This window comes from Nocardioides glacieisoli, assembly GCF_004137245.1.
Classification (GTDB): Bacteria; Actinomycetota; Actinomycetes; order Propionibacteriales; family Nocardioidaceae; genus Nocardioides; species Nocardioides glacieisoli.
Genome location: NZ_SDWS01000015.1, coordinates 1 through 13850, shown reverse-complemented (window position 1 = coordinate 13850; position 13850 = coordinate 1). Strand labels below are relative to the sequence as shown.

Genomic DNA, 13850 nt, shown 5'->3' with positions numbered 1-13850 from the left:
CGCTCCACGAGAGTCGCGTCACAATTCTTCGCGCGCAGCCCCATCCACCGGGCCGTTGGTGCCGAACACCCGTTGTTGCACATGGCGTGCAACAAGGCAGGGAAGGATCGCTGATGCACGTTCCCGACGGATTCCTGGACGCGCCCACCTCGCTCGCCACTGCCGGGGTCGCCGCAGCCGGCATCGCGATCGCGCTGAGGGGAGCCCGCCGTGAGGTCGACGACCGCATCGCACCGCTGGCCGGGCTCGTCGCGACCTTCGTGTTCGCGACCCAGATGCTCAACTTCCCGGTGGCGGGAGGGACCAGCGGGCACCTCATGGGGGGTGCCCTCGCCGCCGTCCTCGTCGGCCCGTACACCGGGTTGCTCTGCCTCACCGTGGTGCTGGCCGTCCAGTCGCTGCTGTTCGCGGACGGAGGCATCACGGCGCTCGGCACCAACGTCGTGCTGATGGGGGTCGTCACCGTCGTCGCCGGCTACGTCGCCTTCCGCGGCGTCCAGCTCGTGCTGCCGAGGCGGCTGTCGATGGTGGCGCCGGCGGCCGCGATCGGGGCACTCGTGTCGGTCGTGCTGAGCGCGGCGACGTTCGTCGGGCTCTACGCCGTCGGTGGCGCCGTGCCCATCCCGCTCGACACCCTCCTCACGGCGATGGTCGGGGTGCACACGCTCATCGGTGTCGGCGAGGCCGTCATCACGTTCCTCGTCGTGGCCAGCATCGTCTCGGTCCGGCCGGACCTGGTCCACGGCGCCCGTCGCGTGCTCGACGTGCGCACCCTCGAGACCCGGGTGGCGGCATGAACGCCGCTGGTGCTCGCCGGGTCTCCACCAGGACCCTCATGATCGTCGGACTGCTCGTCGCGCTGCTGCTCGCCGGCGTGGTCAGCCTCTGGGCCTCGGCCAGCCCCGACGGACTCAACCGGGTCGCCGGTGATCTCGGCTTCGCCGGTGCCGAGCAGGCCTCCGGCGCCCAGGACGGCCCGCTGGCCGGCTACGAGGTCGCCGGGATCGACTCGCGCTGGTCCGGCGGCGTCGCCGGAGTGATCGGGTGCCTGGTCGTGCTCGCGTGCACCTCGGCCCTGATGCTGCTGCGCAAGCGGTCGACACCCCGCACCGTCGGGGGCGAGTGACGATGGGCGCCCCGCACGGACACCGGCTCCACTTCCACGGGCACTCCCCGCTCCACCGGGCACCGGCGCACCTCAAGGTCGCTGCGCTCGTCACCTTCATGCTCGTCGTCGTCGCGACTCCGGCAGCGTGGGTGCCCGCCTTCGTGGCGTACGCCGTCGTGCTGGCCGCGCTGGTCGCGCTCTCCGGCGTCCCCGTGGGCTACCTCGCCCGACGGATGGTCGTCGAGACGCCGGTCCTGGTGTTCGCGGCGCTGCTGCCCTTCGTCGCCACCGGACCCGAGGTCGAGGTGCTCGGCCTCGGCCTGAGCGAGCCCGGCCTGGTGGCCGCCGGCGCGCTCGTCACCAAGGCCACCCTCGGCGTGCTCGCCAGCCTGCTCCTGGCAGCGACCACGGATCCGCGCGACCTGCTCGCCGGTCTCGAGCGTCTGCGGGTGCCGACCCAGCTGGTGCAGATCATGGGCTTCATGATCCGCTACCTCGACGTGGTGACCGACGAGCTGCGCCGGATGAAGACGGCTCGCGAGTCCCGCGGCTTCACCGCTCGCGACCCGCGCCACTGGCCCGTCGTGGCGAAGTCGGCCGGCGCCCTGTTCATCCGCTCCTTCGAGCGGGGCGAGCGGGTGCACCTCGCGATGATCTCGCGCGGCTACGACGGCAGTGCACCTCAGGGGGCACGGCGATGACCACCCCCATCAACACCCCGGTGCTCGACCTACGGTCGGTGGCGTTCGCCTACCCCGACGGCCACCAGGCGCTCTTCGGCGTGGACCTCCAGGTCCAGCGCGGCGAACGCGTCGCCGTGCTCGGTCCCAACGGTGCCGGCAAGACCACCCTCGTGCTGCACCTCAACGGCATCCTCCAGCCCGGCGCGGGGACCGTGTCCGTCTCGGGCCTGCCCGTGGTGCGCGACAACCTCCAGGAGATCCGCCGTCGGGTCGGGATCGTCTTCCAGGACCCCGACGACCAGCTCTTCATGGGCAGCGTCCGCGAGGACGTCGCCTTCGGCCCCCGCAACCTCGGGGTGCGCGGTGCCGAGCTCGACCGCAAGGTGATGGACGCGCTCGACATGGTCGGGATGGCCGACTTCGCCGACCGCCCCCCGCACCACCTGTCGTTCGGGCAGCGGCGCCGCGTCGCGGTCGCCACCGTCCTGGTGATGGAGCCCGAGATCATCGTGCTCGACGAGCCGAGCTCGAACCTCGACCCGGCGTCGCGTCGCGAGCTCGCCGACATCCTGACCGGGCTGGAGGTCACGCTGATGATGGTGACCCACGACCTGCCCTACGCCCTGCAGCTGTGTCCGCGGGCGATCGTGCTGTCCGACGGGATCGTCGCCGCGCAGGGCAGCACCTTCGACATCCTCACCGACGACGCGCTGATGAAGTCGCACCGCCTCGAGCTGCCGTTCGGCTTCGACCCACACGTCTGCTGACCCGGACGAGAGGTTCAGGCCTCCCGCACCCAGGTCGCCGCGCCCTCGTCGAGCGCGAGGACCGCATCGGTCTGGGCGGCAGCCTCCGGGTCGTGGGTCGCCAGGACGACCGCCGCACCGCGGGCGGCCTCCTCACGCAGGGCGGCGATCATCAGCTCGCGGTTGCCGGCATCGAGGTCGCTGGTCGACTCGTCGGCCAGCAGCACGCGCGGTCGCAGGGCGAAGGCCCGGGCGAGGGCCACCCGCTGCTGCTGGCCACCGGAGAGCTGGTCGACCAGGTGCCGACCGAACTCCGACAGCCCGACCCGACCCAGCTCGGCCTCGACCCGGGCGGACGCCTCCCCGGCGCCGACGCCGAGGGCGAGCAGCGGGACGAGGATGCTCTCCTCGGCCGACAAGCTGGCGCTCAGGCCGTTGCGCTGCGGCACCAGCACGACACCGGCGCGGGCGGCGTCCTCGCGGTCCCACAGCCCCTGTCCGTCGACCTCGACGGTGCCCGTCACGTCCGCGACCGCCGGCCGCAGCGCGCAGGCCAGGGCCCACAGCAGCGACGACTTCCCGGCCCCCGAGGGTCCGGTCACCGCCACCATCCGCCCGCCCGGCACCCGCAGGTCGAGCGGACGTACGGCGACCAGGTCGCCGTACGTCACCCCGAGGCCGGTGCCGACGAGGTCGCTCATCGGTCCTTACCTGTCGATCCGGTCGCGTCGTCGGCGTCGCCCTGGGCGCGCAGCTCGAAGTGGTCCCCCACCTCGTGGACCCGCACGAGCGTGCCCGGCGGCAGCCGGTCGCGCACGTGGCCGAGCAGCGGCAGGAAGCCGTCGGCGGTGACGACGGCGTACTCCTCGCCGCTGCGCCCCTCGCCACCGATCCGGCCGTCGCGGATCGTGACCGTGCGTGGCAGCACCCGCGCGACGTCGGGGTCGTGGGTGACCAGCACGACGGTGGTGCCGTAGGCGCGGTTCACGCGGGCCAGCGCCTCGAGCACCTGGTCACGGGCCGCGTGGTCGAGCTGGCTGGTGGGCTCGTCGCAGAGGAGCAGGCCCGGGCGCGTCGAGACGGCGACGGCGACGGCGGCGAGCTGAAGGCCACCCGGGGTCAGCCGGCCCAGGGGCTCGTCGGCGTGCTCGGCGAGCCCGAGGTCGGCGATGACGTCGGCCGGGTCGGCAAGGTCACGGCCGGCCCGGCGGGCGCGGTGCTGGGCGAAGCGGACGTTGTCGGCCGGGGTGGTATGGGGCAGGAGGTTGCGTCCGGCCCCCTGCAGCATCAGGCCGACGTCGGTGGCGCGGAGCCGGTCGAGGTCGCGCGAGGGCGCGGTCGAGAGCTCGCTCTCACCGACGAAGACCTTGCCGGCACTCGGTCGGAAGATGCCGGCCAGGAGGCTCATCAGGGTCGACTTGCCCGAGCCCGACGGTCCCAGCAGGCCGACCATCTCCCCTGCCGCGACGTCGAGGTCGACGCCCGACAGGGCAGCCACGTCATGGCCCTCGGCGTGGTAGATGTGCACCAGGCCGCGGGTGCGGATCGCGAGTCCGTGCATCAGCCTCCCTCCCTCACTCGCTCGACGTGGGCGCGGCGGGCGACCACCAGTCCGGTCAGCGCCGCGGCCACCGGCAGCAGGACGAGGCAGACCACTGCGACGGCGACGACCGCGGCCCACGACGTGCTGACGTCGAGGACCGGCACCTCGGGGGCCTCGGGGAGGAACGCCACGTCCGGCATGGCCAGAGCAGCCCCTCCGAGCCCGGCGAGGACGCCGCCGACGACCCCGATCAGGACCGCCGGCAGCCGGGCCCAGACGCCGAGCCGTCGGGTCGTGCGTCGGTCGACGCCGTTGAGCCGGAGCACGGCGAGGTCGCGGGCGCGGGTGCGCCAGCCGATGGCGGCGAGGACCAGCAGGACGAGCAGCGCCAGGAGCATGACCGCGGGGGCGACCGCTGCACCCAGCGCCAGGCTCCAGCTGGCGACGGTGTCGTCGTAGGTCCGGCGTACGTCGGCGTAGCGGCGCACGTCGCCCAGGGCGAGGTCACGCTCCCCCAGCGCCGAGCGCACGGCCGCTTCGAGGTCCGGGGCGTCGTCCATCCAGATCTCGATACGGCTGTCGCGGGTGATCGCAGCTCCCCGGGTGACGGCGTCGAGGTCGACGAGGGCGGAGCCGTCGGGCATCGCGGGCAGGAGGACGACCCGGCCGACCTCGTCGCCCGGGCGCTCGATGCCGTCGGATCCCTGGACGGCCAGGGGCTCGTCGTCGGAATCGGGGTGGTCGTCGGTCAGCAGGGCCGGCACGGCGGCCGGGACCCAGGCAGGAGACACCTCGACGGGGTAGAACCCGCTGGCGTCGATCGCGAACCGGACGGACCCCTCCGAGCCGGCGACGGGTTCGATGAGGGTGTCCTCGTCCTGCGTCGTGTTCCAGTCGGAGGCCGACGACACCCAGTCGACCGGGCGACCGTCGACGCGCAGGTCGGCGAGCTCGAGCTCGCCCCGGATGTTGGCACCCTGTGCCGTCGCGAGCTGCAGGGCGGCCAGTCGGCAGCCCTCCTCGCAGGCGTCGATCGTGCCCGTCAATCGTCCGCGCGCGCCGTCGGACGGCAGGAAGCCGAGCGTGGCCGCACGGCGTACGCCGGTGGCGGAGGTGACGACGAGGCTGAGCCGCACGTCGACCTCGCTGCCGAAGATGTCGTCTGCCTCGAGCCCGTCGCTCCACACGTCGAGCGCCACCCGGCTCCCGGTGATCTCCACGGGCTGGTCGTCCGGAGGTGCGATCGCGCGCCACTCCTCGGCCGTGGGTGCCTGCCTGGGGAAGAACGCGATCCGGCGGAACACGACCGCGTCGACGGCCAGGGTGTCGCGGCCGACGAGCACGGGCGTCGCGCGGCTGCCGGTCGGGTCCGCCACCGCCAGCGCCGCCCGGACCGCGTCGAGGTCGCCGCCGGGCACGCCGGCCACCGCGGGAGCACCCGCCTCGTGCTGGCTGGCGGTCGACCGGTTGCGCTCGCCGATCGTGAGGGCGTCCATCGAGAAGGTCGCCAGCGCACACGCGACGGTGACGACCACGATGACCGTGCGGCCCTCGGAGCGACGCCCGGTCTCGAGCAGGCTGGTGCCGGTGACGAGCCACCCCCGGCCCAGCAGACGGCGTCCGAGCGCACGCTCCGCTGGGCCGACCAGGTGTGCGAGCAGGAGGCCGGTGAGCAGCGCCGTCAGCGCCGGCCCGGCCAACGCAAGAGGACCCTGCAGGCTGCCGCTGGCGAACGCCACCACGCCGGTGCCCACGGAGGCGACCACGAAGGCCTCCACCGCCCCGAAGGCCCACGGGGCCGAGGCGACGGGTCCGCTGCGGACCACGTCGTGCAGGGGCTCGCGGGCCGTGCGGACCGCGGCGGCGAGGGTGGTCAGCACGACGGCGACCAACGCGAGCAGCACGGCCGCCGCGAAGCCCGGACCGGCCTCGAAGGTCGACTCGCCCGGCAGCAGGCGGCGGACGACCTCCCCGCCGGCCAGGGCCACCAGCGCCCCGGGGACCACCCCGACGAGGAGGGCGGGGAGGAGCTCGAGGAGCAGCAGGGCGGCCGCCCCGGCCGGCCCACGACCGCGCAGTCGTGCCACCGCGACCTCCCCGCGTCGCGCGGACGTTGCCGCGGTCAGCACGAGCCACAGCACGAAGACGGACAGCACGGCCATCGGCGCCAGCAGCAGCGGCACGGTGCGGTGCGCCTGCGCGACCTGCGCGCGGAGGTCGTCGGTCAGCTCGTCGACCCCGGTCCGGAGCTCCAGGTCGGCGCCGCGCAGGTCCATGGCGCCGGCGATCTCCTGGACGCCCTCGCCCAACGCCGTGAGGGAGTCGACGTCGCCGTCCGTGGTGTCCACGGGGGCGCCCGCCTGCGAGGTCTCCCCGGTGAGGATGGGCGCGTCGACGAATGTCTGCTCGACCGTGAGCCATGCGTCGTGGTTGGCCGAGGGCTCGAGCCCCCGCGTGATGCTCGAGAAGCCGACCGTCCGCTGGCCCTGCCACCACGCATCGTCGCGTGGGGCGTAGGTGCCCACGACCTCGAGGCGCACGGCGGGCTGCTGATCATCGATGTAGACCGGGTTGACCACGCGCTCGGCCCCCGGGCGGAGCCCGAAGTTCTCGACGTCGGCCTCGCTGACCAGGATCTCGCCGGTCGCGTCCGGGCAGGTGCCGCTCAGCAGGCGTACGTGCTCGCAGGCACCGTCACGCCACAGGAGCAGACCCGCCGGGGGCACCTCACCGGTCGTCGGCGTGACGATGGCGGTGCGGCCGAGCACGACGGGCCCGAGCCGGGCAGCCACGTCGTCGGGGATGAGCGCGGCGACCTCGCGCGGGTCGCGCGAGTCGATCGCCCCGCCGGCGAAGTCACTGCTCTCCGACACGAGCGTGACGCTCGCCTCGGCGGGTGTCGCCTGCGCCAGCAGGGTGTCGACGAGCGCCTGCTGCATCGCGCGGTCGTACACCGGGGCGAAGGCCGTGCAGGCGGTGATGAGGGTGGAGATGGCGACCAGTGCGACCGCCTGGCCACGGCGGTGTCCCCACGCCGAGCGCCACGCGTGGCGCACCGGCGACCAGCCGTGCGATCGCGAGGAACGCGAGCCCGTCATGGCCACCCCTCCTCACCGTGCGGTGCCGGGAGGATATCGGTCGTTCGCCCGTGCGGGTGGGACGACAGGACCGGCCGTCCCCCCGGCAGGCCGGAGGGCCATATGCTCGCTCGGGTGCCCGAGCGATCCGCCCCCGACCGATCAGCCTGGACCTACTCCGTCGTGATCCCGGTCTACAACAGCGAAGCAGTGGTCGGCTCGACCGTCGACCGCGTCGTCGAGGTCTTCGAGGCCGCGAGCCTGCGCTACCAGGTGGTCCTGGTCAACGACGGCAGCCGCGACGGCAGCTGGGACGTCATCGCCGACCTCGCGCGGCGCTCGTCGCACGTGGTCGCCCTCGACCTGCTCCGCAACTACGGCCAGCACCACGCCAACCTCGCCGGCCTCCGCGAGTCCACGGGCGACTACGTGATCACCATGGACGACGACCTGCAGAACCCGCCCGACCAGCTGCTCCTGCTCATCGACAAGGCGCTGGAGGGTCACGACGTCGTCTTCGGTCGCTTCGAGCGCAAGCAGGCACCGGGCTACCGGCGGCTGGGCAGCAAGCTGATCGACCTGATCAATCGCCGCGTGTTCGAGCAGCCGCGCGACCTCGCGGTGTCCAACTTCCGGATCCTGCACCGCGACGTGGTCGAGCGGATCTGCGGCTCGCGCACCGCCCACCCCTACATCACCGGCCAGGCGCTGATGTTCTCCCACAGCCCGGCCGACGTCCTGGTCCGACACGACCCCCGGGCCGACGGCACCAGCAACTACGGCCTTCGCCGGATCACCTCGCTGGTGCTGACCATCCTCTTCAGCTACTCGGTCTTCCCGCTGCGGGCGGCCGCGGCGCTGGGCTTCGCCGTCGCCGGGATCAGCTTCCTGCTCGGCCTCTTCTACCTGGTGCGGTCGTTCTTCGTGGACAGCGCCGTCCCCGGCTGGACGACGATCGCGGTGCTGCTGGCCGTCCTCAACGGGGTCGTGATCATGCTGCTGTCGATGCTGGGTGAGTACGTCGTCCGCACCCTCAACGCGGTCAGCGCGGTCACGACCTACCACGTCTCCGAGCGGGTCTCCTCATGACGGGAGACGAGGGGCATCCGGCCCGGCACGTGCTGCTGGTGGGCGCCCAGAGGTGCGGGACGACGTACGTCGGTGCCGCGCTCGACGCGCACCCGCAGATCACCCTGGCCCGCCCGTCGCGCCCGGAGCCCAAGGTGTTCTGCGACGACGACCTCGCCGCGCGCGGTCACGAGTGGTACGACGCGACGTGGTTCGCCCACGCGACCGACGAGACGCTCCTCCTCGACAAGAGCACCAGCTACCTCGAGGTCCCGGGAGCGCCCGAGCGGGCTGCGCAGATGCTGGGCGTGCCCTCCGTCGTGGTCGTGCTCCGCGACCCGGTGCAGCGGGCGGTGAGCAACTGGCGGTTCAGCACGGACCACGGGCTCGAGACGCGCGACCTCGAGGAGGCGCTGCGCGCCGACCTGGACGGGGAGCAGGTGTGGGACCCGGCCGCCTCGTCCGTCTCCCCCTTCGCCTACGTCCGCCGCGGGCGGTACGTCGACCACCTCCCGTCGTGGACGTCGAGGTTCCCCCACTCGACCCACGTGGTGTTCCTGGAGGAGCTGCTGGCCGACCCCGCGGTGCTCACCGAGCTCGTGGGCGAGCTCGGCGCGGCGCCCACGCTGACGCCCACGCCGCCGAGCCGACCCGTCAACCAGAGTTCAGCCGCGACGCCTGTATTGGGCGAGGCGCTGCGGGGCACTCTGGAGGAGTACTACGCGGTGAGCAACGCCGCGCTGGCCGACCTGCTTGGAAGGAAGGTGCCGTGGTGAGCGAGCTCCCCGACGTCGCGTTCAACGTCCCCGCCCTCGAGGGACGCGAGCTCGACTACGTCCAGGACGCTGCACGCGGCGGGCACCTCGCCTCCGGTGGCGAGTTCACCCGGCGCGCCGCCGAGCTGCTGCGCGACGAGACCGGCGCCGCCGAGGTGCTGATGACGACCTCGTGCACCGCGGCGCTGGAGCTGTCCGCGATGCTGCTCGACCTGCAGGAGGGCGACACGGTGGTCGTGCCGTCCTTCACCTTCACCAGCACCGGGCTCGCCTTCGCGCGCCAGGGCGCCGGCCTCGTCTTCTGCGACATCGAGCCGGTCACGCTCGGCCTCGACCCGGCGCACCTCGAGACCCTGCTGGACGAGCACGTGCGCGCGGTCGTGATCGTCCACTACGCCGGCATCGCCTGCGACGTCGACGGCATCCGCGCCGTCCTGGCGAAGTGGCCCGAGGTCCGCCTCATCGAGGACAACGCGCACGGACTCTTCGGCACCTGGCGCGACCAGCCGCTCGGCAGCCTCGGCCGCTTCGCCACGCTGAGCTTCCACGAGACCAAGAACTTCGTCTGCGGCGAGGGCGGCGCCCTCGTGCTCAACGACCCGGACGACGTCGAGCGCGCCCGGGTGCTCTACGACAAGGGCACCAACCGCCACGCGTTCATGCTCGGCCAGGTCGACAAGTACACCTGGAAGGACACGGGCTCGTCGTTCGGCCTCTCCGACATGCTCGCGGCCTACCTCTACGCCCAGCTCGAGATGCGCGAGGTGATCCAGGCCAAGCGGCGCGCGGTCGTCGAGCACTACACGACCTCGCTGGCGCCGTACGCCGACCAGCTCGGCTTCGAGCTCATGCACGTGCCGCCGGAGCGCACCTCCGCGCACCACATGTTCTACGTGCTGCTGCCCGACCGCGACCGTCGCAACGACGTGCTCGAGCTGATGCGGAAGTCCGGCGTGCAGGCGACGTTCCACTACCAGCCGCTCGATGCCTCCGACGCCGGCCGGAGCTTCGCGGTGCGCGAGACGGAGTGCCCGGTCTCGCGCGACATCTCCGACCGCCTGCTGCGGCTGCCGTTCTGGAACAACCTGACGGACAGCGACCTCGACCGGGTGGTGTCCACCTTCGTCGAGGCGACGACGGAGACGCTCGAGAGCCGGTGAGTCCCGCAGAACCGCTGCAGCCGGGCTCGTCCTCGCTGCGCACGCAGGGCTACTGGTGGCACCGGGCGCGCGCCGACCTGCTCGGCGTGGTGATGCGGCCGCACCTCGGCACCCCGCGACGCACCCTCGACGTCGGCAGTGCGGACGCGCCGAGCGTCGGCTGGATGCGCGGTGAGCAGCAGCACGTCAGCCTCGACCTCCTGCCCGAGGGGCTGGTGCCCGGTCAGGGCGTCTGCGGGTCGGCGACCGAGCTGCCGTTCGGCGACGAGACCTTCGACGTCGTTTCGGCCTTCGACGTCGTCGAGCACTGCGCCGACGACGGTCGCGCGGTCGCCGAGCTGGCCCGCGTGCTGGCGCCGGGCGGCCGGATGCTGCTGTCCGTGCCGGCCTACCAGTGGGCGTGGAGCGACCACGACGTCCAGGCCGGCCACCACCGGCGCTACACCCGGCCCGAGCTGGTCCGGCTGGTCGAGGGCGGCGGGATGCAGGTCGTGCGGGCGACGTACGCCTTCAGCGGGGTCTTCCCGCTGTTCGTCGCCGAGCGGCTGAAGCGACGCCTCGCTCCCCCGCCGCCCGGCGACACCCGGCTCCCCCAGGTCTCCGGGCGCGCGGATCGCGTGCTGATGGGGCTGTGCCGGGCGGACGCGCGGGTGCTGCGCCGCCGCGACCTGCCCTACGGCTCGTCGGTGCTGCTGGTCGCGGTCAAGCCCGGGCGTTCCGACCGAGCCTGAGCGAGCGCCACGCCACGACCGCGAGAGCGAGCGCGGCGACGACCTCGGTGGCGAGGAAGACCGCTGCCGTCCGCGGGACCGGCGACAGGCCGGCGAACGCCACCGTCGCGACGGCCCCGGTGCCGACGGCTGCCGCCCACGCGCCCGCCACCCGGAGCGGCCGGTCGCCCGCGAGGGCGGCCACCATCAGGACCACGTTGGCGACTGCCAGCGTGCACCCGGCGGCGACCAGTGCTGAGACCTCCGCACCCACGACCACGGTGCTGCCGAAGACCAGCCGCAGCAGCCACGGCCCGAGCACCGCGCCGAAGACCCCGGCCAGCGGGACCGCGACGACCGTGAGGACCATCAGACCCCGCGCCAGCGCGCGCAGCCGGTCGACGGCACCGGAGACGACGTACGTCGTGACGCGCTCGGTCAGCTGTGGGAGCGTGCCGAGGACGACCATGTAGGGCGCGCGGAAGAGCGCCAGCGCGGCGAACATCGCGGTCACCTCGGCGGCCGAGCCGCCCAGCAGCGCCAGCAGGACGGCGCCCCCGGTGAGCACGCCCTGCGCGACGGACTGCCCGCTCGAGGCCCCGCCGAGGAACGCGAAGGCGCTGGTGTCGCCACCGTCACCCGAGCCGCGGAAGCGCCACGCGGACGGCCACAGCGCGACCAGCCCGCCCGCGACGAGGGCCAGCCCGTGGAGCTCCGGGTCGTGCACGTCGGCGACGAGGAGGGCGCCGACCAGGACGCAGCGCAAGGCGTTCTCGGCGACCAGGCTGACGGCGACCGCACCGAAGCGGCCGCGACCCGCGAGCCCCCCTCGCGTCACGCCCACGGCAGCGCAGCCCAGCGTCACCAGCACCACGAGCAGCGGGAACCACACGTCGTCGCGGTGGAAGAGGCGCTCGCGCAGCAGCCAGGCGACGATCCCGAGGGCCAGCGCGACGGCGACCACGGTCCCGGCCACCCGAGCGGCCGCACGGTTCACGTCTCCCTCGTGTCCGGCGACCACGCTGCGGGTGATCCAGTGCTGCAGCGGGAAGGTGACGGCCGCGGCGGCGAAGGTCCACTGCGTCCACAGCACCGACACCGGTGCTGCCATCTCGGCACCGAGCCCCCGGGTGACAAGCGCGAAGAGCACGTAGGCCAGCAGTCCACTGACCACGGATCCGGCGGCGAGCAGGGCCGGGGCGCGGCGGGTCACTCCGGGTGGTCTTCCAGCACCGCGAACGGATCGGCCGGGTCGTGGTCGGCGGCCTCGCGCAGCGCCGCGATCGTCTCCGCGCCGAGGTCGGCGCGGGCGTACCACTCCCACTGCGGCGCCCGGCCGACGAAGACGTAGTCGGGCATCAGCGCGCGCCGCCATGTGAGCGAGACGGTCTCTCCGGTGGAGACCAGGTCCGGTCGGTCGGCGACGAGGTCGCGCTTGAAGCCGTCGTAACCGCCCGGCCAGGTGTCCTCCATGTAGTCCTGGAGGCCGCTGCGGAACATCTGGTAGCGCGTCGGGTTCGTGCGGCCGGTCAGCACGAGCGGCTGCGGGCCCTCGACCGAGGTGATCGTGGCGTCCTCCGGGAGCTGCGCCAGCACCGCGTCCGTGGCCTCGCGCTGGAGGTCGAGGGTGTCGTCACGGGTGGTGAGCGAGTAGTTCAGGGCCAGCGCCAGGCAGGCGGCGGCTGCCACGGCCGCGACGGTCCCCTGCGGGCGCGGAGGGAGACGGCGTACGACGACGGCGGTGGCCGCGCCCAGCCCGAGGGCGGCGAACGGCAGGAGCGGGAAGAGGTCGGCCCAGGAGTCGTACTCCTTCGTGATCCACCACAGCCCGGCGAGCAGTCCCGCTGTCATCGCAGGGAGCACGGCGAGCGCGGGGAACGCGCGGCGTGCGCGTGGCACGACGGCGGCGAGGGTCACCAGCCCGAGAGCGGCGATGCCGCCGACCAGCAGCCAGACGGTGACGCCGTACGCCTCCTGCAGGCCCAACCAGACCTGGTCCAGGTCGTCGGCGACCGGGTCGGGCACGGTGTAGTCGCGGTTGATCACGTAGAACGCGTCCCACGCCTCGCGCAGCGAGCCGGCCAGTGCGAACCACGTCGCGAGGACGGCCACCGGCGCCAGACCGCCGAGGGCCACCCGGATGAAGGCCTTGGCCCGGCCGGCCACGCGAGGGGAGGCGACCAGCAGCACCGCCACGGCGACGGCGGCGAAGGTGCTGAAGAACGCGGTCTGCAGGCACAGCGTCGCCAGACTGGTGAAGACGCCGGCGGTGAACCACCTGCGCCGGGTGACCGCCCAGAGCGCGACGATGACGAAGAGGGTCATCGGGGTCTTCTCACGCGGGCCGTCGGAGGCGTACTGGATGAAGCCGTGGAACGACAGCAGCGCGCTCGCGGCGACGAGGCCGGCAGCGCGGGAGTCGAAGAGGTCGCGACCGAGCAGGTAGACCATGCAGACCGCCGCGGTCGCCATCAGCATGAAGACGACCCGCATCGTCACCAGCTCGTCGAGCCCGCCCACGCGAGCGACGAGCGCGCCGACACCCGGCAGCGCGTGGGCCAGCGGACCCGCGCGGTTGAGGACGCCGAGGTAGGGCGGCACGCCGTCCGCGACCTGCTGGCCGGCGTAGCTGTAGATGCCGAGGTCTCGCGTGAGGGCGCCGTGGAAGCCGTGCAGCGCGTAGACGATCACGGAGACGATCCCGACGAGTGGCACGAGGGGGTCGCGACGGATCACCTCGGGCACGACGATCACCCTACGGACCACGGGCGACGAGCAGGTGAACGACCCGCGGAATATACCCCTAGGGGGTATATGTTGACGGAGCGAACCCACTCCCGAGACGTCGGAGCTCCCGATGACCACCCACGAACACACCCACGCGCACGCCAGCCGGGCAATGGGGCTCTTCCCAGTTCAGCATGGTTCGGCTCTCGTCGGGCGGGCTGGTCGGTAGGGGCGTGAGCCGTCGGCGGCGAG

The 13850-nt window shown here is 73.1% G+C and carries 13 protein-coding genes; 8 read left to right on the top strand and 5 right to left on the bottom strand.

Annotation, left to right across the window (positions count from 1 at the left end; translation table 11 throughout):
• Positions 1 to 113 precede the first annotated feature (113 nt).
• The 4 genes from EUA06_RS21195 to EUA06_RS21185 are packed head-to-tail and all read left to right on the top strand — an operon-like array spanning position 114 to position 2558.
• Entirely contained in the window at positions 114 to 797 is a 684-nt protein-coding gene (locus EUA06_RS21195; RefSeq protein ID WP_207208484.1) for an energy-coupling factor ABC transporter permease, read from the top strand.
• Positions 794 to 1126: a PDGLE domain-containing protein gene (locus EUA06_RS22825; protein ID WP_242498304.1), complete on the top strand. Its 333-nt coding sequence runs from the start codon at positions 794 to 796 to the stop codon at positions 1124 to 1126. Before EUA06_RS21195 ends, EUA06_RS22825 begins: the two co-directional genes overlap by 4 nt.
• Before the next feature lie 2 nt (positions 1127 to 1128).
• A complete protein-coding gene (cbiQ, locus tag EUA06_RS21190) occupies positions 1129 to 1809 on the top strand; it encodes a cobalt ECF transporter T component CbiQ (RefSeq protein ID WP_129479512.1) in 681 nt (226 codons plus the stop codon).
• Positions 1806 to 2558 carry an energy-coupling factor ABC transporter ATP-binding protein gene (locus EUA06_RS21185; protein ID WP_129479510.1) on the top strand — a complete coding sequence of 251 codons (753 nt, stop codon included), beginning with the start codon at positions 1806 to 1808 and terminating at the stop codon, positions 2556 to 2558. The genes cbiQ and EUA06_RS21185 overlap by 4 nt, the downstream gene beginning before the upstream one ends.
• 14 nt (positions 2559 to 2572) lie before the next feature.
• Here the strand turns inward: EUA06_RS21185 and EUA06_RS21180 are convergent, their stop codons facing one another.
• The 3 genes from EUA06_RS21180 to EUA06_RS21170 are packed head-to-tail and all read right to left on the bottom strand — an operon-like array spanning position 2573 to position 7178.
• The gene (locus EUA06_RS21180) at positions 2573 to 3238 is read right to left on the bottom strand and encodes an ABC transporter ATP-binding protein (protein WP_129479508.1); all 666 of its coding nucleotides are present in this window, start codon (positions 3236 to 3238) and stop codon (positions 2573 to 2575) included.
• On the bottom strand, positions 3235 to 4098 hold the full coding sequence (locus EUA06_RS21175) for an ABC transporter ATP-binding protein (RefSeq protein WP_129479506.1): 864 nt from the start codon (positions 4096 to 4098) through the stop codon (positions 3235 to 3237). Before EUA06_RS21175 ends, EUA06_RS21180 begins: the two co-directional genes overlap by 4 nt.
• Positions 4098 to 7178: an FtsX-like permease family protein gene (locus EUA06_RS21170; protein WP_129479504.1), complete on the bottom strand. Its 3081-nt coding sequence runs from the start codon at positions 7176 to 7178 to the stop codon at positions 4098 to 4100. Before EUA06_RS21170 ends, EUA06_RS21175 begins: the two co-directional genes overlap by 1 nt.
• Positions 7179 to 7292: 114 nt before the next feature.
• On the opposite strand from EUA06_RS21170, the gene EUA06_RS21165 reads away from it, so the two are divergent.
• From EUA06_RS21165 to EUA06_RS21150, 4 genes are read left to right on the top strand one after another with little or no spacing between them, the layout of a single operon-like run.
• Positions 7293 to 8246, top strand: a complete 954-nt coding sequence (locus tag EUA06_RS21165; RefSeq protein ID WP_165354489.1) for a glycosyltransferase family 2 protein — start codon at positions 7293 to 7295, stop codon at positions 8244 to 8246.
• Complete coding sequence (locus EUA06_RS21160; protein ID WP_129479500.1) at positions 8243 to 9001, top strand: sulfotransferase domain-containing protein; 759 nt, start codon at positions 8243 to 8245, stop codon at positions 8999 to 9001. The genes EUA06_RS21165 and EUA06_RS21160 overlap by 4 nt, the downstream gene beginning before the upstream one ends.
• Positions 8998 to 10161 carry a dTDP-4-amino-4,6-dideoxygalactose transaminase gene (rffA, locus tag EUA06_RS21155; protein WP_165354488.1) on the top strand — a complete coding sequence of 388 codons (1164 nt, stop codon included), beginning with the start codon at positions 8998 to 9000 and terminating at the stop codon, positions 10159 to 10161. Before EUA06_RS21160 ends, rffA begins: the two co-directional genes overlap by 4 nt.
• Positions 10158 to 10892 carry a class I SAM-dependent methyltransferase gene (locus EUA06_RS21150; protein WP_242498303.1) on the top strand — a complete coding sequence of 245 codons (735 nt, stop codon included), beginning with the start codon at positions 10158 to 10160 and terminating at the stop codon, positions 10890 to 10892. The genes rffA and EUA06_RS21150 overlap by 4 nt, the downstream gene beginning before the upstream one ends.
• Here EUA06_RS21150 and EUA06_RS21145 read toward each other — a convergent pair.
• A complete protein-coding gene (locus EUA06_RS21145; protein ID WP_129479496.1) occupies positions 10864 to 12084 on the bottom strand; it encodes a lipopolysaccharide biosynthesis protein in 1221 nt (406 codons plus the stop codon). The genes EUA06_RS21150 and EUA06_RS21145 overlap by 29 nt on opposite strands.
• On the bottom strand, positions 12081 to 13616 hold the full coding sequence (locus EUA06_RS21140; RefSeq protein WP_129479494.1) for an ArnT family glycosyltransferase: 1536 nt from the start codon (positions 13614 to 13616) through the stop codon (positions 12081 to 12083). The genes EUA06_RS21145 and EUA06_RS21140 overlap by 4 nt, the downstream gene beginning before the upstream one ends.
• Positions 13617 to 13850 lie beyond the last annotated feature (234 nt).